This window comes from Pseudomonas sp. LABIM340 (assembly GCF_040017195.2).
GTDB lineage: Bacteria > Pseudomonadota > Gammaproteobacteria > Pseudomonadales > Pseudomonadaceae > Pseudomonas.
In genome coordinates, this window is sequence record NZ_CM200227.1 from 17,232 (window position 1) to 37,552 (window position 20,321).

The following is a 20,321-nucleotide window of genomic DNA, read 5'->3' on the forward strand; positions in this document are numbered from 1 at the left end:
AGTGCGCTGACATTCAGGACGGATGCCACTCATGTCGAACCAAAGGCAGTACCCGCGTACCCCGATGAAGTGCCGGATCAAGATCAGCCATGCCAGCTTCGGTGATGTGTTCGGCCATACCCGTGATCTGTCCGACGGCGGCGTCTACGTTCGTCATGAAGTGCTCGCGGCGCTGCCGGCCGGCACCCGTGTGACCGGGCAGGTGCAGGACATGCCTTTCGATGCGCCGATCCTGGAGATGGAAGTGATGCGCACCGATGCCGAGGGCGCGGGCTTCCGCTTCGTCGGCAACGCCTGATATCTACCTGTAGGAGCGCCCCATGGGCGCGATCGCGGGCGTGGCCCGCTCCTACAGAAGTCCAGTCAATTCGCCTCGTTCACCGCACTCAGGAAGGCCCGCGTCCGCTCATGCTGCGGGTGGCCGAAGAACTGCTGCGGGCTGCCCTGCTCGAGGATGTTGCCCTGGTGGAAGAAGCACACGCGGTCGGCGAACTCGCGGGCGAAGCCCATCTGGTGGGTGACCATGAGCATGGTCAGGTTGTGCTCGGCGCCCAGCTTGCGCACCACGTTGAGCACCTCGCCGCACAGCTCCGGGTCCAGCGCCGAAGTCACCTCGTCGAACAGCATCACCTTGGGCCGCATCGCCAGCGCGCGGGCAATCGCCACGCGTTGCTGCTGGCCGCCGGAAAGCTGTGACGGGTAGTGGTCGAGCTTGTTGCCCAGGCCGACCATCTCCAGCAACTCCACCGCGCGCTCGCGGGCCTCAATGCGGCGCATGCCGAGCACTTGCACCGGCGCCTCCATCACGTTGCGCAGCGCACTCATGTGCGGGAACAGGTTGAAGCACTGGAACACCATGCCGATCTTGCTGCGCACCTTGCGCACGTGGCTCTCCGGCGCGCGCACCAGGGCATCGTTGCGCTTGAGGTGGGTCAGCGGCTCGCCATCGACTTCGATCAGGCCGCTGTCGATGGTCTCCAGGGTCATCAGTGCGCGCAGCAGGGTGGATTTGCCCGAGCCGCTGGGGCCGATGATGGCGACCTTCTCGTTGGCCTTCACCTCCAGGTTGAGGTCCTTGAGCACGCTGAAGCTGCCGTAGCTCTTGCACACGTTGCGGAAGCTGACCATCGGCTGGGCCGTCTCGGCGCGCGCGGCCGGGGCATCCTGGCTGGCCACGCGGGGTGCAGACTGTAGGGAGTGAACGGACATCGGAGTACCTCCAGAAGAGTCGGTCATGGCAGCGCCGTACGTTTTTCCACCTGGCGCACGACACTCGCCAGGCCGATGGAGATGAGCAGGAAGAACACACCGACCAGGGTGATCGGCTCCAGGTAGCGGAAGCTGTCGGAACCGATGTTCTTCGCCTGCTGCATGATTTCCACCACGGTGATCGCGGAGAGCACCGGGGTGTCCTTGAACATGGCGATCAGGTAGTTGCCCAGCGCCGGCAGCACCGGGCGGATCGCCTGGGGCAGGATCACCTCGCGGTAGGCCTTGAACGGCGAGAAGTTCAACGCGGTGACCGCCTCCCACTGCCCGCGCGGCACCGCTTCGAGACCGGCGCGGTACACCTCGGCGGTGTAGCAGGCGTAGTGCAGGGCGATGCCGAGCGTGCCGGCCACCAGGGCGGTCATGCTCAGCCCGTAGGTCGGCAGGACGTAGAACAGGAAGTACACCTGGATCAGCAAGGGTGTGCTGCGGATGAACTCGATCAGCCAGGCCGCCGGCCACGACAGCCAGATGTGCCGGCTGCGCCGGGCGATGGCGAAGAGCAGGCCGAACACCACCGCCAGGGCGAAGCCCACCAGGGTGATGGCGATGGTCCGCAGCGAGGCGTGCAGCAACTGCGGGAGAATCTGCCAGGCGAAGTCCCAGTCGAAGAATTTCATCACAGGCCTCCGCGGATTCGGCCGTGCCCCAGCCAGCGTTCGAGGCGGCGCATGAGGAAGACGATGACCTGGGCCATGACGAAGTACAGCACCAGCGTAAGCAGGAAGATCTTCATGGTCTCGAAGGTCGCCTGGTCCAGCTGGCGGGCGCGGAAGGTTAGGTCCGAGAGGGTGATCAGCGACACCAGCGAGGTGTTCTTCAGCAACTCGATCAGCAGGTTGGTACCCGGCGGGATCGCGCAGAGCAGCGCCTGCGGCAGGATGATCCGGCGGAAGCGCGTGAAGGGCGACATGTTCAGCGCCAGCGAGGCTTCGTATTGCCCCTTGGGCACCGAGCCGATGGCCCCGCGCATCACTTCCGCGCCGTAGGCGCCGATGTGCAGGCCCAGCCCGATGATCGCCACGCTGTAGGCGCTCATTTCCAGGTTGAACGGCGGCAGCGGCAGTACGAAGTACAGCCAGAACAGCTGCACCAGCAACGAGGTGCCGCGGAACAGCTCGATGTAGGCGATGGACACCCAGCGTACCGCCGGCCACGGCGAGAGTCGGCCGAGTGCGGCGATGATGGCGGCGGCGACCGCCAGCAGGGAGCCGAAGACGGTCACCTGGACGGTGATCCAGGCGCCCTCCAGCAGCAGAGGAAGCAATTCACCCATGGTACGTATCCCGTAGCGACAGGTTCGACCAAACGGCCGGGCAGGCGCGTCCTATGCCAGCGATGCGCCTAGCGCGGTCACTGTTTGCAGAGCTCGGCGGCGGTCTTGTCGGTGACGTTGGACTTGTCGAAGCCGAACGGCTTGACCGTCGCCAGGTGCTCGGCGCCGCCCAGCCATTGCTTGAGCTGGGCGTTGACGGCATCGCGCAAGTCCTTGTCGTCCGGGCGGAAGGCCAGGGCGCCGTACCCGATGTGCGACGGGTCGTCCTTGAAGTCGGTGATGGCTTCCACCGAGTCGCCGCCTTTCGCCGCGAGGCCCTTCATGGTCAGCGCAGTGCCGACGCTGGCATCGGCTCGGCCGGCGCGCACGGCCTGCAGCTGCGCGGTGGTGTCGGGTACCTGGACGATCTGCTCTTCCGCCACGCCCTCGGCGCGGGCGTAACCCAGCTCGGCGGTGCCGGACATGATCGCCAGCTTCACCTCCGGGTTGTTCTTCACGTCGGCGTAGCTGTGCAGGTTCTTCGGATTGCCCTTCTTCACCAGCAGCGAATCGGGAATCTGGTAGTGCGGGTCGGTGAAGATCACCTGCTGGCAGCGCGGCGGGGTGATGTACATGCCGGCGGCGATCACGTCGAAGCGCCCGGCGCGCAGACCGGGGATCAGTGCGCCCCATTCGGTCAGCACCGGCTCGATCTTCTTCACACCCATTTTCGTGAAGATCTGCGTGGCGATTTCCGGGGATTCACCGGTGACCTTGCCGGAGGTCTCGGTGTAGGCGAACGGTGCTTCGTTGGCGTAGCCGATGCGCACGGTGCCGGTGCTCTTGATGCGTTCCAGGGTGGTTTCGGCGTAGCTGCCGGCGCTGGCGACAGCGCAGGCCAGCAGGGTGCAGGCAAGACTCAGGCGGCGCAGGAAAACAGGGGCGGTACTCATCTTCGGATCTCCTGATCTTCTCTTGCCGAACGCGGATGGCGCACGGCGATGGATGGCAGGTAGCAATGTCGTACGACTGTTGTTCTTGTAGGTCGGGCCCCAGGGGGCCTTCCGAAGTTCTTGCGCCGCTGTCGATGGCGACGGCGACAAGCTCGACGCCAGACTATGCTGCGGCGCCTTGCGGCTGTTCCTGATCGACAACCCCGCGGCGGGAAAAAGCCACCGTCGCGACGAACGCATCCGCAGGTTTTTTCTGCGCGGGCCTGACAATGCGGCCCGATGTGCTGCCCGGTGTACTGACAGGTGCACGGCTGTATGTCTTGCGCCCGAGCATACAAAAGGGGTCGAAGCGGCGACATTGCACTAGGACAATTGCCGCCGGTGTGCGCGTCCGTCACTCTGGACCCCTGACCAGACGGAGCGCTGAAGATGGAAGCCTGGCGTCGCGCCCTGGCCGACCTGCGGGTCGGCGAATCCAAGTACAAGACCCTGGTGCAGGCCATTGCCGGCGACATCGAGCAGGGCCGCCTGAGCGACGGCCAGCGCCTGCCGCCGCAGCGCCACGTCGCCGATGGCCTGGGCATCAGCGTGCAGACCGTGACCAACGCCTACAAGGAACTGGAACGCCAGGGCCTGGTGCGTTGCGAGGTCGGCCGCGGCAGCTTTGTCACGCGGCGGATGACCGAGGGCATGGCCCACTACATGGTCGATCACCCCGAGCGCGCGCTGGTGGACTTCTCCATCGCCAGCATCGTCCACACCCGCGAGCACGACCGCCTGTGGCAGGACAGCTGCCGTGAGCTGGCGCAGGAAACCGACCAGCCATGGATGCGCGCCTGCCGCCCGGTGGCCGGCTTCGATTCGCACCGCGATGCCGGGGTGAAATGGCTGGCGCAACTGGGCCTCAAGCGCGAGCGCGACGACGTGCTGATTACCAATGGCGCGGCCCACGGCATCTTTCTTGCCCTCGCCTCCCTCGCCGGGCCGGACGACGTGGTGCTCTGCGAGCAGCTCACCGACCACGGCGTGATCGGCAATTCCCAGGTGCTCGGCTTCACCCTCAAGGGCGTGGAGATCGACAAGGAAGGTATCGACCCGGAGCACTTCGAAGACCTCTGCGCCAACGAGCGCATCACCGCGCTGGTGTGCACGCCCAACCTGAACAACCCGACCTCCTGCCTGATGCCCGACACGCGCCGGCGCGAGATCGCCGCCATCGCCCAGCGCTATGGCGTCTACGTGATCGAGGACGACGTCTACGGCCCGCTGCTCGGCGAGCGCCGTCCGCCGCCGCTCAGCCATTACCTGCCGGACCTGTCGTTCTACTGCACCAGCTTCACCAAGAGCGTGCTCACCGGTCTGCGCATCGGCTACCTGGCCATGCCGCGACGGCTGGCGCTGCGCACCGAGAGCATCCTGCGGGTGAACAGCTGGATGGGCACGCCGCTGCTGGCGGAAGTGGCGGCGCGCTGGATCCACAACGGCAACGCCGCTGCGCTGATCGGCCTGCAGCGCCGTGTACTGGAGAAGCGCCAGGGGCTGGTGCGCGAGTACCTCGGCGAGCATCTGCGCGGGTGTGATCCGCATTCGCTGAGTGCGTGGATCGGCATCCCCGAACACTGGGAGCTGGACAGCCTGGTGCGCGAGCTGCGCCACCGGCACATCGCCGTGACGCCGCCCGATCCGTTCATGGTGCGCGGCACCCCGCGACCGCGCGCGGTGCGTCTGTGCATGGGCGCCGAATGCAGCGACGAGCGCATGGCCAGCGCCCTGGAAGACATGCGCGAACTGTTCGGGCAGTACCCGAAGATTCACGACTTCTGACACCGGCCCCCCCCTGTAGGAGCACCCCACGGGCGCGATCGCGGGCATGGCCCGGCTCCTACAGGGGACGTCGATGCTTGCGCTAGGCCTATTCGTAGGGCGCATAACGCGCCAGCGTTATCCGCCGCAGGGTGGACGGCGGATAACCTGTTCCAGGTTATGCGCCCTACGGCCTGCACCCAGCTTTCCCTCAGGAGCGGACTCTGTCCGCGATGGGGCTGCATCGCGCGGGAGGCTATCGCGGACGGAATCCGCTGCTACGTAAAACACCTCCGCGAACTACATCGTCCTAGTACATTCATTGCGACAATTTCCCGCCCCTACACTCGGCCCCACTGCATTCCCCGGAGGCCGAGATGGAGCCGATTTCCCCCGTCGAGCTGTACCGAGCACGCCAGCGCATCCAGGGCCTGGTGCGGCAGACGCCGCTGGAATACTCGCCCAGCCTGTCGCGCCTGCTCGGCGCGCCGGTGTACCTCAAGCTCGAATCGCATCAGATCACCGGCAGCTTCAAGCTGCGCGGTGCAAGCAATGCGATTGCCCAGCTCGACGACGAGCAGAAGGCCAGGGGCGTGGTCGCCGCCTCCACCGGCAACCACGGCCGGGCGCTGGCCCACGCCGCGCGGGTGCTCGGCGTGCACGCCACCATCTGCCTGTCTCAATTGGTGCCGGCGAACAAGGTCCAGGCGATCCGCGAGCTGGGCGCCGAGGTGTGCATCGTCGGCCACAGCCAGGACGACGCCCAGGCCGAAGCCGAACGGATTGCCCGCGAGCAGGGCGCGGCACTGCTGCCGCCCTTCGACCACCCGCAGATCATCGCCGGCCAGGGCACCCTCGGCCTGGAAATCCTCGAACAGCTGCCGGACGTGCGCCAGGTGCTGGTGCCGCTCTCCGGCGGCGGCCTGTTCGGTGGCGTGGCGCTGGCGCTCAAGCATGTCGACCCGAGCATCCGCGTGCACGGCATCAGCATGCGCCGTGGCGCCGCCATGGCCGCCAGCCTCGCTGCCGGCCATCCCGTCGAAGTGGAAGAGCTGCCGACCCTGGCCGACTCCCTCGGCGGCGGCATCGGCCTGGACAACCGCTACACCTTCGCCCTGGCCCGCGACTACTGCGACCAGCTGCACCTGCTCGACGAGCCCTCCATCGCCGCCGGCATCCGCCACGCCTACCGCGAGGAACGGCAGGTGGTGGAAGGCGCCGCCGCCGTCGGCATCGCCGCGCTGCTGGACGGCCTGATCGCTCCGGTTGGCCCGGTGGTGGTGATCGTCAGCGGCCGCAACATCGCCATCGAACAACACCAGCAAGTCCTCGAGGAATCCGCCCATGGCTGACGTCACCCTGCTCAGCGAAGCCGACCTGCGCGCCTGCGTGGCCATAGACCGGGAGAGTCTCGACGCCGTCGAACAGGCCTTCCGCCTGCTGGCCACCGCGCCGGTGGCGATGCCGCCGATCCTTCGCCTGGACGTGCCCGAGCACAACGGCGAAGTCGACGTGAAGACCGCGTACCTGCCCGGCCTGCCGCGCTTCGCCATCAAGGTCAGCCCCGGCTTCTTCGACAACCCCAAGCTCGGCCTGCCCAGCCTCAACGGCATGATGATGCTGCTTTCCTCGCGCACCGGCCTGCTTGATGCGCTGCTGCTGGACAACGGCTATCTCACCGCCGTGCGTACCGCTTGCGCCGGCGCAGTGGCGGCCAAGTGGCTGGCCCGCGAGAACTCGCGGCAGGTCGCGCTGATCGGCGCCGGTGAACAGGCGCGGCTGCAGCTCAAGGCACTGTGCCTGGTGCGGCCCATCGAAGGTGCCAGCGTCTGGGCGCGGGACCTCGACAAGGCGCGGCACTGCGCGCAGGAGCTGAGCACCAGCCTGGGCATCGCGGTCAGCGCCTGCGCCAGCATCGACGAAGCGCTGGAAGGCGCCGACATCGCCATCACCAGCACGCCCAGCCGCGAGCCGCTGATCCACAAGAAGCACCTGCGCCCCGGCCTGCACATCACCGCCATGGGCTCGGACGCCGAGCACAAGAACGAGATCGCCGCCGACGCGCTGGCGGCGGTGGACTGCTATGTCGCCGACCGCGTCAGCCAGACCCTGGTGCTGGGCGAGCTGCACCACGCGGTGCAGGCCGGCGACGTCAGCCGGGATGACGATTTCGCCGAGCTGGGCCAGGTCATCGCCGGGCAGCGCGAAGGCCGCCGCCGCGCCGAAGACATCACCCTCTGCGACCTCACCGGCACCGGCGCGCAGGACACCGCCATCGCCGGCCTGGCCTTCCAGCGGGCGCAGCGGATGGGCAAGGGATTCCGCTTCAGCAGCTGAAAAAATTTCGTCCCGCTTCGCGGGAAGAGCGCCCTCACCCTAACCCTCTCCCGTACACGGGAGAGTGAATCGATCGGAGCAGGATGACGCCAAGGTTTCAGCCGGCTCGGACTGCCCCCTCTCCCTCAGGAGCGGGGCGCGCAGCCAGGGCTGGGGTGAAGGGATTGCACAGGCACGGGTTGTCCGGAAGAGGCCCGCAACAGGTTCCCCCAAGAGGATTTCCGCATGTCCGAAATCGTCGTCAACCTCCCCTTCAGCCGGGAGGAATATGCCCAGCGGATCGCCAAGGTCCGCGCCAGCATGCAACAGCGCGGCATCGAGCTGTTGCTGGTCACCGATCCGTCGAACATGGCCTGGCTCACCGGCTACGACGGCTGGTCCTTCTACGTGCACCAGTGCGTGCTGCTGGCGCTGGAGGGCGAGCCGGTCTGGTTCGGCCGTGGCCAGGACGCCAACGGCGCGCGGCGCACGGTGTTCATGCAGGCCGACAATATCGTCGGCTACCCCGACCACTACGTGCAGTCCACCGAGCGCCATCCGATGGACTACCTGTCCCGCGAGGTCATCGCCGCGCGCGGCTGGGCAGGCAAGGCCGTCGGCGTGGAGATGGACAACTACTACTTCAGCGCCGCCGCTTTCCGCTCCCTGCAGGCCAACCTGCAGAGCGCGAAGTTCGTCGACGCCACCGCGCTGGTGAACTGGCAGCGCGCGGTGAAATCGCCGCGCGAAATCGAGTACATGCGCGTCGCCGCGCGCATCGTCGAGAAGATGCACGCGCACATCGTCGAGCGCATCGAACCGGGCATGCGCAAGAACGAGCTGGTGGCCGAGATCTACAGCACCGGCATCCTCGGCGCCGACGGCCATGGCGGCGACTACCCGGCCATCGTCCCGCTGCTGCCCACCGGCGCCGACGCCAGCGCACCACACCTGACCTGGGACGACACGCCCTTCGAACGCGGCGCCGGTACCTTCTTCGAGATCGCCGGCTGCTACAAGCGCTACCACTGCCCGCTGTCGCGCACAGTGTTCCTCGGCAAACCGCCCAGGCACTTCCTCGACGCGGAAAAGGCCGTGGTCGAAGGCATCGCCGCCGGCCTGGACGCGGCCAAGCCCGGCAATACCACGGGGGATATTGCCCGCGCCTTCTTCGACGTGCTGGAGAAATTCGGCATCCACAAGGACAGCCGCTGCGGCTACCCCATCGGTATCAGTTACCCGCCGGACTGGGGCGAACGCACCATGAGCCTGCGCCCGAGCGACAACAGCGTGCTCGAACCGGGCATGACCTTCCACTTCATGCCCGGCCTGTGGATGGACGACTGGGGCCTGGAGATCACCGAAAGCATCCTCATCACCGAGCGCGGCGTGGAGACCTTCTGCGACTACCCACGCCAGCTGTTCGTGAAGGAGTGAGACGATGACCCATGCACTCGACAAGCCGCTGCGCGAGAACCCCATCGCCGCCAGCGTCGATTTCCAGCGCGACGGCGTGCAGCACGGCCATCTCAAGCTGCCGTACTCGCGTGACGATTCGGCCTGGGGCGCGGTGATGATCCCCATCTGCGTGGTGAAGAACGGCGACGGCCCCACCGCGCTGCTCACCGGCGGCAACCATGGCGACGAGTACGAAGGCCCGGTGGCGCTCAGCCGCCTGGCCCAGGAGCTGCGTGCCGAGGATGTGAGCGGCCGGGTGATCATCGTGCCGTTCATGAACACCCCGGCGTTCCTCGCCGGCAAGCGCACCTCGCCGATCGACGCCGGCAACCTCAACCGCAGCTTCCCCGGCCGCCCGGACGGCACGGTGACGCAGAAGATCGCCGACTACTTCCAGCGCACCCTGCTGCCGCTGGCGGACGTGGTGCTGGATATCCATTCCGGCGGCCGTACCCTCGACTTCCTGCCCTTTGCCGCCTGCCACGTGCTGCCGGACAAGGCCCAGCAGGAGGCGAGCGAGGCGCTGATGCGTGCCTTTGCCGCGCCCTTCTCCATGCGCATGCTGGAGCTGGATGCGGTGGGCATGTACGACAGCGCCGCCGAGGAGCAGGGCAAGCTGTTCGTCACCACCGAACTGGGGGGCGGCGGCAGCAGCAGCGCGCGCACGGTGGCCATCGCCCGGCGCGGCGTGCGCAACGTGCTGGTGCAGGCCGGCATCCTGCGCGGCGACGTGGAACCGGCGCAGTCGGTGATGCTCGACATGCCCGACGGCGACTGCTTCGTCGCCAGCCAGCACGGCGGGCTGCTGGAGATGTGTCGCGACCTGGGCGAGAAGGTCGAGCGTGGCGAAGTGCTGGCGCGGGTGCACGACGTGTTGCGCACTGGCGCGGCACCCGTGGAGTACCGCGCCAAGCGCAGCGGCATCCTTGCCGCGCGGCACTTCCCTGGACTGGTGCAGAGCGGCGACACCCTCGCGGTGGTCGCCGAGGTGCTCGACTGAGCCGTCCGGGAGGCAAGCATGATCAAGCTCGACCGTTATGACCTGAAGATCCTGCGCATCCTCGCCGGCGACGGGCGCATCACCAAGTCGAGCCTGGCCGAGGCGATCAACCTCTCGGTCAGCCCGGCCTGGGAGCGCGTGCGCAAGCTGGAGGAGGCCGGGCTGATCAAGGGCTACCGCGCACAGATCGATTGGCCGGCATTGTTCAAACAGCAGCAGGTGCTGGTGGAAATCACCCTGGCGCGGCACACCGCGCAGGATATGAAGCGCTTCGAGCAGCGCCTGCATCAGGCGCCGGAGGTGGGCTTCTGCTATGCCACTGGCGGCGGTGTGGACTACATCGCGATGATCCAGGCCCGTGACATCGACCATTATCAGCGCTTCATCGACCAGCTGCTGCTGGAGGACGTGGGCATCGAGCGCTACTTCACCTACATCGTCACCAAGGTGATCAAGACGCTGGATGCGGCGATTCCCGCCGAGGCGCAGGAGCAGAGCCTTTCGTAGGGCGAATAACCTGGAACAGGTTATCCGCCGTTATCCATCCGGAGGAAACTCATGCGGCGGATAACGCTGACGCGTTATGCGCCCTACGACGCTCCTACATAAACGCCCGTCAGAGGTTGAACAAAATTCGCCCAACAAATCCTGACTTCCAGGTCCGGATCGTATACAATGCGCGCCGCTCGGCATGGTGCCGGGCATGGGTTCCCTCACCCCATTGACGAAAAAGGCCCAAAGCATGTCGGCATCCCTTCCGGCGGCAAGGCGCGGCGCACTCGCCGGCCTGGTCGCGTTCCACATCCTGATCATCATCGCCAGCAACTACCTGGTGCAGCTGCCAATGACCCTCTTTGGCTGGCACACCACCTGGGGCGCGTTCAGCTTCCCGTTCATCTTCCTGGCCACCGACCTCACCGTCCGCCTGCTCGGCAAGCGTCCAGCGCGTCTGGTCATCGCGCGGGTGATGATCCCGGCGCTGCTGGCGTCCTACGTGATCTCGGTGATCTTCCAGGAAGGCGCCTTCAGAGGCTTCGCTTCCCTGGGCGAATTCAACACATTCGTCGCGCGGATTTCCCTGGCCAGCTTCCTCGCCTACGTGTTCGGCCAGATCCTCGACATCCAGGTCTTCGACCGCCTGCGCCGCATGCGCCAGTGGTGGATCGCCCCGGTGGTCTCGACCCTGTTCGGCAACCTGCTGGACACCTTCACCTTCTTCTCCATCGCCTTCTGGCACAGCGACAACGCCTTCATGGCCGAGCACTGGGTGGAGATCGCCTGGGTCGACTACGGTGTGAAGCTGGCGGTCATGCTGATGCTCTTCGTGCCGCTCTACGGCATGCTGCTCAGCGCCATCACCCGCAATCTGCGTCGTGCCGCAACGGCCTGACGCCACCCGAAAAAGCCCAACAGCGGCGGCAGAACTGCGAAAAGATTTGCCGCCGCCATCCCCAGCTTAGGAAAAAACCGCGCGCCTCCGGCCCCTAGCATGGTCTCCATGCCAACCGTCCGGGAGCCGCCGCCATGTCCTTTGCCCATCCCCTGCTGTTCAAGTCGCTCTGCTATGTGAACGGCCACTGGCTGCACAGCGCCAGCGGCACCAGCATCGCCGTCGACAACCCCGCTACCCGCGAAGCCATCGGCCATGTGCCGCTGCTCGACCGCGAGCAGATCGTCGCCGCGGTGGGCGCCGCCGCTGCCGCCTTCCCCGCCTGGCGAGCCCGCACGCTGGATGAGCGTGGTGCGCTGCTGCGGCGCTGGGCCGAGCTGATTCGCCAGCACCGCGAAGACCTCGCGCAGATTCTCAGCCTGGAACAGGGCAAGCCGCTGGCCGAAGCCCTCGGCGAGATCGACTACGCCGCCAGCTTCATCCCCTGGTTCGCCGAGGAAGCGCGGCGGTTGAACGGCCGCAACATTCCCAGCCACATCCCCAACGCACACCTGGGCACGGTGGTCGAGCCGGTCGGCGTCGCTGCCCTGCTGACGCCGTGGAACTTCCCCTCGGCGATGATCACCCGAAAGGCCGCCGCTGCCCTGGCGGCCGGTTGCAGTGTGGTGGTCAAACCGGCTCACGAGACGCCCTACTCCGCCTTCGCCCTGGCGCAGCTGGCGGAAGAAGCCGGCTTCCCCGCCGGGGTGTTCAACGTGGTGCTCGGCGAGCCGCAGATGGCCATGGAAACCCTGGTCGGCGACAGCCGCGTGCGCGCCGTGAGCTTCACCGGCTCGACCCGGGTGGGGAAACTCGTGTTGCAGGCCGCCGCCCACGACGTGAAGAAAGTCGCCCTGGAACTGGGCGGCAACGCGCCCTTCATCGTGCTGCCCGACGCCGATCTGGAGCAGGCGGTGCAGTTCGCCCTCGACGCCAAGTTCCAGACCTCCGGGCAGGACTGCTGCGCAGCCAACCGCATACTGGTCGCCCGCGACCTCTACGAACCCTTCCTGCAGCGCTTCGCCCGCGCCGTGCGTGACCTGCGCGTCGGCCCGGCCAGCGACTCGCGCAGCCAGATCGGCCCGCTGATGCACCAGGGCGCCTTCGACGTCACCTGCGAGCGCGTGCAGGATGCCATCGCCCAGGGCGCGCGCCTGCTCGCCGGCGGCGAGCCCCATGCATTGGGCGGCTGGTTCCATCAGCCGACCGTGCTGGCCGATGTCACGCCGCCGATGCGCATCTGGCGCGAGGAAAACTTCGCCCCCATCGCCGGCGTCAGCGCGTACGACGACCTGGACGAAGCCGTCCGACAGGCCAACGACACCGAATACGGCCTGGCCGCCTACCTTTGTGGACAACGCCTGGATCACATCTGGCCGCTGATGCGGCGCCTGGAGTTCGCCATGGTGGCGGTCAACGGCGCCAGGTTCACCGGCCACCCCATTCCCTTCGGCGGCATGAAGGCTTCTGGCCTGGGCCGCGAAGGCGGCAGCGAGGGCTTCGAGCCCTTCGTCGAAACCAAGTACTTCGCCCTGCACCACGGCGCCATCTGACCGGGAGACCATCGCCATGACCGACTACGCCCAACTGTTCGAAGACGACCGCGCGCACTTCATGCACCCCTCGACCCACGCCCACGACCACGCCAGCGGCGCGCTGCCGGGGCGCATCATCACCGGCGCTTCCGGCGTGCGCATCCGCGACCACCAGGGCCGCGAACTGCTCGACGCCTTCGCCGGTCTGTACTGCGTGAACATCGGCTACGGCCGCACCGAAGTCGCCGACGCGATCCATGCGCAAGCCACGCAGCTGGCCTACTACCACACCTACGTGGGCCACTCCTCCGAGGCGATCATCGAGCTGTCCGCGCGGATCATCCGCGACTGGGCGCCGGCGGGCATGAAGAAGGTCTACTACGGCCTCTCCGGCTCCGACGCCAACGAAACCCAGGTCAAGCTGGTGCGCTACTACAACAACGTGCTGGGCCGGCCGCAGAAGAAAAAAATCATCTCGCGCCAGCGCGGCTACCACGGCTCGGGCATCGTCACCGGCAGCCTCACGGGGCTTGCGAGCTTCCACCAGCACTTCGACCTGCCGGTGGAGGGCGTCAAACACACCCTCTGCCCGCACTTCTACAAGGCCCCGGCCGGCATGGACGAGGCCAGCTTCGTGCGCCACTGCGCCGAGGAGCTGGAGAACCTGATCCTCGCCGAAGGCCCGGACACCGTGGCGGCCTTCATCGGCGAACCGGTGATGGGCACCGGCGGCATCATCGTCCCGCCCAAGGGCTACTGGGAGGCGATCCAGGCGGTGCTGGCGAAATACGATGTGCTGCTGATCGCCGATGAGGTGGTCTGCGCCTTCGGCCGCGTCGGCGACAAGATGGGCAGCCAGCGCTACGGCATGCGCCCGGACCTGATCACCACCGCCAAGGGCCTGACCAGCGCCTACGCGCCGCTGTCGGCGGTGATAGTCGGTGAGAAGGTGTGGGACGTGATCGACAGCGCATCGAGCCGCGAAGGCGCCATGGGTCACGGCTGGACCTATTCCGGCCACCCGATCTGCGCGGCGGCGGCGCTGGCCAACCTGAACATCCTCGAGCGGGAGAACATCACCGCCAATGCAGCGGAAGTCGGCGGCTACCTCAACCAGCAGCTGCGCCAGACCTTCGAGGGCCACCCGCTGGTGGGCGAGGTGCGCGGCGACGGCATGCTGGCGGCGCTGGAATTCATGGCCGACCGCGAGGCGCGCACGCCTTTCGACCCGTCCCTGAAAGTCGGTCCGAAGGTTTCGGCGGCCTGCCTGGAACGCGGCATGATCGCCCGCGCCATGCCCCACGGCGACATCCTCGGCTTCGCCCCGCCGCTGGTGCTGACCCGCGCCGAAGCGGACGAGATCGTCGGTATCGCCAAGGCGGCGGTGGATGCGGTGGCCGCCGAGGTGCTGTGAAGCCTCCTCGTAGGAGCGGATTCATCCGCGATGTGCCACCGGCCAGCTCGGAGCGGCCGGGAGTCGATCGCGGACGAAGTCCGCTCCTACCCTGAGCTTCTGCGCTCGGATCTGCCCTCACCCTAACCCTGGCTGCGCGCCCCGCTCAGAGGGAGAGGGGACCGTTCGGTGCAGGATGAAACTACAGCGTCAGCCGGCACAATCTGCCCCCTCTCCCTCCGGGAGAGGGTTGGGGTGAGGGGGAAACGTCGGCACAGACTTGCCAGAAAGAAGACAGTTGCTCCTACGCGCCCTTTGTCTTGTCCAGCTTGCGCAGGAACACCGTCATTTCCTTCTCCGCCTGCTTGTCGCCATGGGCTTGTGCGGCGGCCAGGCCGTCAGTCCAGGCGGTACGGGCGCCATCCAGGTCGCCCTGGGCCTGCAGCGCCTTGCCCAGCAGTTTCCAGGCGGCGGAGTACTTCGGGTCCTGCTCCACGCAGCGGCGCAGGTGCTCGGCAGCCCTGGCGGCGTCGCCGGCGTCCAGGTAGCCCTTGCCCAGGCCGAAGCGCAGCAGCGAGTTGTCCACGCCCTTGGCGAGCATCTTTTCCAGCGAGTCGATCATGGCGAGCCTCCGTCAGCAGGCCGTCATTGTGCCTGATTCAAGTGCGCCAGAACGCGGGCGTCAGCAGGATCAGCAGGGAGAACACCTCCAGTCGCCCCAGCACCATCGCCAGGCTCAGCACCAGCTTGGCGCTGGCCGGCAGGCTGCCATAGTGCACCGCAGCCTCGCCCAGCGCCGGGCCCAGGTTGTTCAGGCAGGACGCGAGGGTGGAGAACGCGGTGAGCTGATCCACACCCAGCGCCAGCAGCACCAGCATCAGGGTCACGAAGGTCAGCAGGTAGATCGAGAAGAACGCCCACACCGACTCCACCACACGATCGGGTACGGTGCGTCGCCCGAGTTTTACCAGGAACACCCCGTTGGGATGCAGCAGACGCAGGAATTCGCGCATGCCCTGGCGGTATACCAGCAGCATGCGCATCACTTTCATGCCGCCGCCGGTGGAGCCGGCGCAGGCGCCGATGAAGGTGCTGTACAGCAGCAGATAGGGCAGCAGGGTCGGCCAGCTGCTGAAGTCGGCGAGGCCGAAGCCGGTGGTGGTGGCCACCGAGACCACCATGAACGCGGCGTAACGGACCGATTGCAGCGGCGTGTCGTAGTGGTGCTTGAGGATCAGCGTCGCCGCAGTGATCAGGAACAGCACCAGGAGGATGCCCAGGTACGCCCGGCACTCGGTGTCCTTCAGGTAGTGCCGCAGGCTGCGTCGGCGCCAGGCGAGGAAGTGCAGGCTGAAGTTGATCCCGGAAATCACCAGGAAGGTCATGCAGATCAGCTCGATCAGCGGGCTGTCGAAGTAGCCGATGCTCGCGTCATGGGTGGAAAAGCCACCGATGGCAATGGTCGAGAAGCTGTGGCCGACCGCGTCGAACAGGTTCATGCCGGCCGCCCAGTAGGCCAGCGCGCAGGCCAGGGTCAGGCCGCAGTAGAGGAACCACAGGGTCTTGGCGGTATCGGCGATGCGCGGCGAAAGCTTGTGGTCTTTCAGCGGGCCGGGCATCTCCGCGCGGTACAGCTGCATGCCGCCGATGCCGAGCATCGGCATCACTGCCACGGCCAGCACCACGATGCCCATGCCGCCCAGCCATTGCAGTTGCTGGCGGTAGTAGAGGATCGCGTGGGGCAGCGTATCGAGGCCGGTGAGCACGGTGGCGCCGGTGGTGCTGAGGCCGGAGAAGGACTCGAACAGCGAATCCACCACACCCATGTGCGGCGCGTCCGACAGAGCGAAGGGCAAGGCGCCGAACGATCCCAGGACGATCCAGAACAGCGCCGTCACCAGGTAGCCGTCGCGGATGCGCAGGTCCTGCTTGTGCCGGCGGCACGGCCACCAGATGGCGAAGCCGGTCAGCAGCGTGACCAGGAACGACAGCGCGAAGGGCTGCCACGAGCGCTCGGCGTAATGAAGGTCCACGAGCAGTGGCGGCAGGTGCGTGGCGCTGAACAGCATCAGCAGCACGCCGAGGATTCGACCGATGGAGGAGTAGCGCATGACCGGAAGCAGGCAAGCTGGAACAGGCCGCGCAGGGTGACAAGGGAAGCGGGCTGGCGCAGTAGGACCTGTCTGAAACCGCCTCGGATTGATCTGGCGGGCCACCAGACGGTGGCCCGCCGCAGGATCAGAAGAAGGTCAGGCCGGCCTGGAACAGCCGTTCGACGTCGCGGATGCGCTTCTTGTCGACCACGAAGAGGATCACGTGGTCGCCGGACTCGATCTGCGTCTCGCCGTGGGCGATCAGCACGTCGTCGTCGCGGATCACCGCGCCGATCGTAGTGCCCGGCGGCAACTGCACCTCGTTGATCTTGCGGCCGATCACCTTGCTCGACTTGGCGTCGCCATGGGCGACCACCTCGATGGCTTCGGCGGCGCCGCGGCGCAGGGAGTGCACGCTTTCGATATCGCCGCGGCGCACGTGGGTCAGCAGGGTGCCGATGGTGGCCAGCTGCGGGCTGATGGCGATGTCGATCTCGCCGCCCTGCACCAGGTCGACGTAGGCGGGGTTGTTGATCAGCGTCATCACCTTGCGCGCGCCCAGGCGCTTGGCCAGCAGCGAGGACATGATGTTGGCCTCGTCGTCGTTGGTCAGGGCGAGGAACAGGTCGGTGTCGCCGATGTTCTCTTCCAGCAGCAGGTCGCGGTCCGAGGCGCTGCCCTGCAGCACGATGGAGCTGTCCAGGCTGTCGGACAGGTGCCGGCAGCGGGCCGGGTTCATCTCGATGATCTTCACCTGGTAGCGGCTCTCGATGGCCTCGGCCAGGCGCTCGCCGATGTTGCCGCCGCCGGCGATGATGATCCGCTTGTAGCTGTCCTCGAGCCGGCGCATCTCGCCCATCACGGCACGGATGTGGGCCTTGGCGGCAATGAAGAAGACCTCGTCGTCGGCCTCGATCACCGTGTCGCCCTGGGGAATGATCGGCCGGTTGCGCCGGTAGATCGCCGCCACGCGGGTGTCGGCATTGGGCATGTGCTCGCGCAGCTGGCGCAGCTCCTGCCCCACCAGTGGGCCGCCGTAGTAGGCGCGGATGCCCACCAGCTGCGCCTTGCCCTCGGCGAAGTCGATCACCTGCAGGGCGCCGGGGTATTCCACCAGGCGCCTGATGTAGTTGGTCACCACCTGCTCGGGGCTGATCAGCACATCGACCGGGATCGCCTCGTTGTCGAACAGGCCGGCGCGGGTCAGGTACGCCGCCTCGCGCACGCGGGCGATGCGCGTGGGGGTGTTGAACAGGGTGTAGGCGACCTGGCAGGCCACCATGTTCACCTCGTCACTGTTGGTCACCGCCACCAGCATGTCGGCATCGTCGGCGCCGGCCTGGCGCAGCACGGTGGGGAACGAGGCCTTGCCGTGGACGGTGCGGATGTCCAGGCGGTCGTTGAGGTCGCGCAGGCGTTCGCCGTCGGTATCGACGACCGTGATGTCGTTGGCTTCGCTGGCGAGGTGCTCGGCCAGAGTGCCGCCGACCTGGCCGGCACCGAGGATGATGATCTTCATGGAGCGGCGTGCTTTCCGTTTCGATCCGTAGGGAGTCGGCGCCTGTTACTTGGCCGAAATCTTGATGAGCTTGGCATAGTAGAAGCCGTCATGCCCGCCGTCCTGCGGCAGCAGCTGGCGACCATGGGGCTGCTTGACGCCCCACGGACCGGGCAGGTCCAGCTCACGGGCGCCGGCGGTGCGACCGAGGAATGCCGCGATCTGCTCGCTGTTCTCCTGCGGCATCACCGAGCAGGTCGCGTAGACCAGCACCCCGCCGACTTCCAGGGTCGCCCACAGTGCGTCGAGCAGTTCGCCCTGTAGCTGCGCCAGCGCCTCGATGTCCTCGGCGGTGCGGGTCAGCTTGATGTCCGGGTGACGGCGGATCACACCGGTGGCGGAGCACGGCGCGTCCAGCAGGATGCGTTGGAAGGCCTTGCCGTCCCACCACTTGGCGGTATCGCGGGCATCGGCGGCGAACAGTTCGGCCGAAAGCTGCAAGCGGGCGAGGTTCTCGCGTACGCGCACCAGGCGGCTTTCTTCCAGGTCCACGGCAACCACGCCGGCCAGCGCCGGCTCGGCTTCCATCAGGTGGCAGGTCTTGCCGCCGGGGGCGCAACAGGCGTCCAGCACGCGCTGGTTCGGCGCCAGCTCCAGCAGGTCGGCGGCCAGTTGCGCGGCCTCGTCCTGCACGCTGACGCGGCCTTCGGAGAAGCCCGGCAGCTCGCGAACGTCGCACGGCTGCACAAGATTGATGCCGTCGCGGCTGAACTCGCAGGCAGTCGCTTCGAAGCCGACGCGGTTCAGCTCCTCCAGATAGGCATCGCGGCTGCCATGGCGGCGGTTCACCCGCAGGGTCATCGGCGGGTGCGCGTTGTTGGCGGCGCAGATCGCTTCGAACTGCTCCGGCCAGGATTTCTTCAGTGCCTTCTGCAGCCAGCGCGGGTGCGCCAGGCGCGCGGCCGGGTCCTTGTCGACCTCGGCCAGCAGGGTTTCACTCTCGCGCTGGGCACGGCGCAGCACAGCGTTGAGCAGGCCCTTGGCCCACGGCTTCTTCAGCTTGTCCGCGCAACCGACGGTCTCGCCGATGGCCGCGTGCGGGGGAATGCGGGTGTAGAGCAACTGGTACAGACCGACCAGCAGCAGGGCCTCGACGTCACGGTCGCCGGCCTTGAACGGCTTCTGCAGCAGGCGTGCGGCGAGGGTGGACAGGCGCGGCTGCCAGCGGGCGCTGCCGAAAGCCAGCTCCTGCACCAGACCACGGTCGCGCGGCTCGACGTTTTCCAGCTGGGTCGGCAGCGAGCTGCCCAGCGAGGCGCGGCCGGCGAGCACGGCTGCCAGCGCGCGGGCGGCTGCCAGACGGGGATTGGTACTCATGCGCCCAGCACCTGTCCTGGCGCGAACTGCTCGCGACGGCTGTTGAACAGGTCGGCGAAGGCCAGCGGTTTACCGCCGGGCAGTTGCAGGCGGGTCAGCAGCAGCGCGCCTTCACCGCAGGCGACCAGCAGGCCGTCGCGGCTGGCGTCGAGTATCTTGCCGGGCTCGCCCTTGCCCTCTGCCGGCTTGGCGCCGAGTACTTTCAGCGCGGCTTCGCCGAGGGTGGTGTGGCAAACCGGCCAGGGCGTGAAGGCGCGGATGCGGCGCTCCAGTTCGTCGGCTGGGCGCGACCAGTCGATGCGCGCCTCTTCCTTGTTCAGCTTGTGCGCGTAAGTGGCCAGGGCGTCGTCCTGCACCTCGCCCTTGAGCGTGCCGGCTGCGAGGCCCGCGATGGCCTCGACCACGGCTTTCGGGCCGAGCTCGGCGAGCCGGTCATGCAGGCTGCCACCAGTGTCGTCGGCGGATATCGGCGTGCTGACCTTGAGCAGCATCGGCCCGGTGTCCAGGCCCGCTTCCATCTGCATCACGGTCACGCCGCTCTCGGCGTCGCCGGCTTCCACCGCGCGCTGGATCGGCGCGGCGCCGCGCCAACGCGGCAGCAGGGAGGCGTGGCTGTTGATGCAGCCCAGGCGGGGGATGTCCAGCACCACCTGCGGCAGGATCAGCCCGTAGGCCACCACCACGATCAGGTCCGGCTTGAGCGCGGCCAATTCGGCCTGGGCAGCAGGATCGCGCAGGGTCGGCGGCTGCAGCACCGGCAGGCCGTTCTCCAGGGCGAGCTGCTTGACCGGGCTGGGCATCAGCTTCTGGCCGCGGCCGGCCGGGCGATCCGGCTGGGTGTAGACGGCGACGATCTCATGGGGAGTATCGAGCAGGGCCTTGAGGTGTTCGGCGGCGAATTCCGGGGTGCCGGCGAAGACGATGCGCAGTGCTTGGCTCATT

19 protein-coding genes are annotated in these 20,321 nt (G+C 67.2%); 10 read left to right on the forward strand and 9 right to left on the reverse strand.

Annotation, left to right across the window (positions count from 1 at the left end; translation table 11 throughout):
* The first annotated feature begins 31 nt into the window (after nucleotides 1-31).
* Nucleotides 32-298 (forward strand): PilZ domain-containing protein, encoded by a 267-nt coding sequence (locus ABKS89_RS00070; protein WP_081518975.1) that lies wholly within the window; start codon nucleotides 32-34, stop codon nucleotides 296-298.
* A gap of 65 nt (nucleotides 299-363) precedes the next feature.
* Here the strand turns inward: ABKS89_RS00070 and ehuA are convergent, their stop codons facing one another.
* From ehuA to ehuB, 4 genes are all read right to left on the reverse strand, one after another.
* Nucleotides 364-1,209 (reverse strand): ectoine/hydroxyectoine ABC transporter ATP-binding protein EhuA, encoded by an 846-nt coding sequence (gene ehuA / locus ABKS89_RS00075; protein WP_518300978.1) that lies wholly within the window; start codon nucleotides 1,207-1,209, stop codon nucleotides 364-366.
* 23 nt (nucleotides 1,210-1,232) lie between these two features.
* Nucleotides 1,233-1,889, reverse strand: coding sequence for an ectoine/hydroxyectoine ABC transporter permease subunit EhuD (gene ehuD, locus ABKS89_RS00080; protein WP_138213444.1), 657 nt, complete (start codon nucleotides 1,887-1,889; stop codon nucleotides 1,233-1,235).
* A complete protein-coding gene (gene ehuC, locus ABKS89_RS00085) occupies nucleotides 1,889-2,545 on the reverse strand; it encodes an ectoine/hydroxyectoine ABC transporter permease subunit EhuC (protein ID WP_138213443.1) in 657 nt (218 codons plus the stop codon). The genes ehuD and ehuC overlap by 1 nt, the downstream gene beginning before the upstream one ends.
* Nucleotides 2,546-2,622: 77 nt before the next feature.
* On the reverse strand, nucleotides 2,623-3,477 hold the full coding sequence (gene ehuB, locus ABKS89_RS00090) for an ectoine/hydroxyectoine ABC transporter substrate-binding protein EhuB (RefSeq protein WP_348588770.1): 855 nt from the start codon (nucleotides 3,475-3,477) through the stop codon (nucleotides 2,623-2,625).
* Nucleotides 3,478-3,906: 429 nt separating this feature from the next.
* On the opposite strand from ehuB, the gene ehuR reads away from it, so the two are divergent.
* The 9 genes from ehuR to ABKS89_RS00135 all read left to right on the forward strand — a co-directional run bounded on the left by ehuR (nucleotide 3,907) and on the right by ABKS89_RS00135 (nucleotide 14,432).
* Nucleotides 3,907-5,301, forward strand: a complete 1,395-nt coding sequence (ehuR, locus tag ABKS89_RS00095) for a MocR-like ectoine utilization transcription factor EhuR (RefSeq protein WP_348588769.1) — start codon at nucleotides 3,907-3,909, stop codon at nucleotides 5,299-5,301.
* 356 nt (nucleotides 5,302-5,657) lie between these two features.
* Entirely contained in the window at nucleotides 5,658-6,632 is a 975-nt protein-coding gene (gene eutB / locus ABKS89_RS00100; protein WP_138213440.1) for a hydroxyectoine utilization dehydratase EutB, read from the forward strand.
* Complete coding sequence (locus ABKS89_RS00105) at nucleotides 6,625-7,617, forward strand: cyclodeaminase (protein ID WP_348588768.1); 993 nt, start codon at nucleotides 6,625-6,627, stop codon at nucleotides 7,615-7,617. Before eutB ends, ABKS89_RS00105 begins: the two co-directional genes overlap by 8 nt.
* A gap of 225 nt (nucleotides 7,618-7,842) precedes the next feature.
* Nucleotides 7,843-9,033 (forward strand): ectoine hydrolase DoeA, encoded by a 1,191-nt coding sequence (gene doeA / locus ABKS89_RS00110; protein ID WP_348588767.1) that lies wholly within the window; start codon nucleotides 7,843-7,845, stop codon nucleotides 9,031-9,033.
* Nucleotides 9,034-9,037: 4 nt separating this feature from the next.
* Nucleotides 9,038-10,054, forward strand: a complete 1,017-nt coding sequence (gene doeB, locus ABKS89_RS00115; RefSeq protein ID WP_348588766.1) for a N(2)-acetyl-L-2,4-diaminobutanoate deacetylase DoeB — start codon at nucleotides 9,038-9,040, stop codon at nucleotides 10,052-10,054.
* 18 nt (nucleotides 10,055-10,072) lie between these two features.
* The gene (locus ABKS89_RS00120; RefSeq protein WP_348588765.1) at nucleotides 10,073-10,561 is read left to right on the forward strand and encodes an Lrp/AsnC family transcriptional regulator; all 489 of its coding nucleotides are present in this window, start codon (nucleotides 10,073-10,075) and stop codon (nucleotides 10,559-10,561) included.
* 235 nt (nucleotides 10,562-10,796) lie between these two features.
* Nucleotides 10,797-11,444 carry a 7-cyano-7-deazaguanine/7-aminomethyl-7-deazaguanine transporter gene (locus ABKS89_RS00125; RefSeq protein ID WP_054907568.1) on the forward strand — a complete coding sequence of 216 codons (648 nt, stop codon included), beginning with the start codon at nucleotides 10,797-10,799 and terminating at the stop codon, nucleotides 11,442-11,444.
* A gap of 134 nt (nucleotides 11,445-11,578) precedes the next feature.
* On the forward strand, nucleotides 11,579-13,036 hold the full coding sequence (locus ABKS89_RS00130) for an NAD-dependent succinate-semialdehyde dehydrogenase (RefSeq protein ID WP_348588764.1): 1,458 nt from the start codon (nucleotides 11,579-11,581) through the stop codon (nucleotides 13,034-13,036).
* A gap of 16 nt (nucleotides 13,037-13,052) precedes the next feature.
* Nucleotides 13,053-14,432 (forward strand): aspartate aminotransferase family protein, encoded by a 1,380-nt coding sequence (locus ABKS89_RS00135; protein WP_348588763.1) that lies wholly within the window; start codon nucleotides 13,053-13,055, stop codon nucleotides 14,430-14,432.
* 283 nt (nucleotides 14,433-14,715) lie between these two features.
* Here the strand turns inward: ABKS89_RS00135 and ABKS89_RS00140 are convergent, their stop codons facing one another.
* The 5 genes from ABKS89_RS00140 to fmt all read right to left on the reverse strand — a co-directional run bounded on the left by ABKS89_RS00140 (nucleotide 14,716) and on the right by fmt (nucleotide 20,320).
* Nucleotides 14,716-15,033: a tetratricopeptide repeat protein gene (locus ABKS89_RS00140; protein WP_348588762.1), complete on the reverse strand. Its 318-nt coding sequence runs from the start codon at nucleotides 15,031-15,033 to the stop codon at nucleotides 14,716-14,718.
* A 37-nt stretch (nucleotides 15,034-15,070) separates the two neighbouring features.
* Nucleotides 15,071-16,522: a TrkH family potassium uptake protein gene (locus tag ABKS89_RS00145; RefSeq protein ID WP_348588761.1), complete on the reverse strand. Its 1,452-nt coding sequence runs from the start codon at nucleotides 16,520-16,522 to the stop codon at nucleotides 15,071-15,073.
* Between the two features lie 127 nt (nucleotides 16,523-16,649).
* A complete protein-coding gene (trkA, locus tag ABKS89_RS00150) occupies nucleotides 16,650-18,023 on the reverse strand; it encodes a Trk system potassium transporter TrkA (protein ID WP_348588760.1) in 1,374 nt (457 codons plus the stop codon).
* Between the two features lie 45 nt (nucleotides 18,024-18,068).
* Nucleotides 18,069-19,379 (reverse strand): 16S rRNA (cytosine(967)-C(5))-methyltransferase RsmB, encoded by a 1,311-nt coding sequence (gene rsmB / locus ABKS89_RS00155; protein WP_138213429.1) that lies wholly within the window; start codon nucleotides 19,377-19,379, stop codon nucleotides 18,069-18,071.
* A complete protein-coding gene (gene fmt / locus ABKS89_RS00160; protein ID WP_348588759.1) occupies nucleotides 19,376-20,320 on the reverse strand; it encodes a methionyl-tRNA formyltransferase in 945 nt (314 codons plus the stop codon). Before fmt ends, rsmB begins: the two co-directional genes overlap by 4 nt.
* Nucleotide 20,321: the final 1 nt, after the last annotated feature.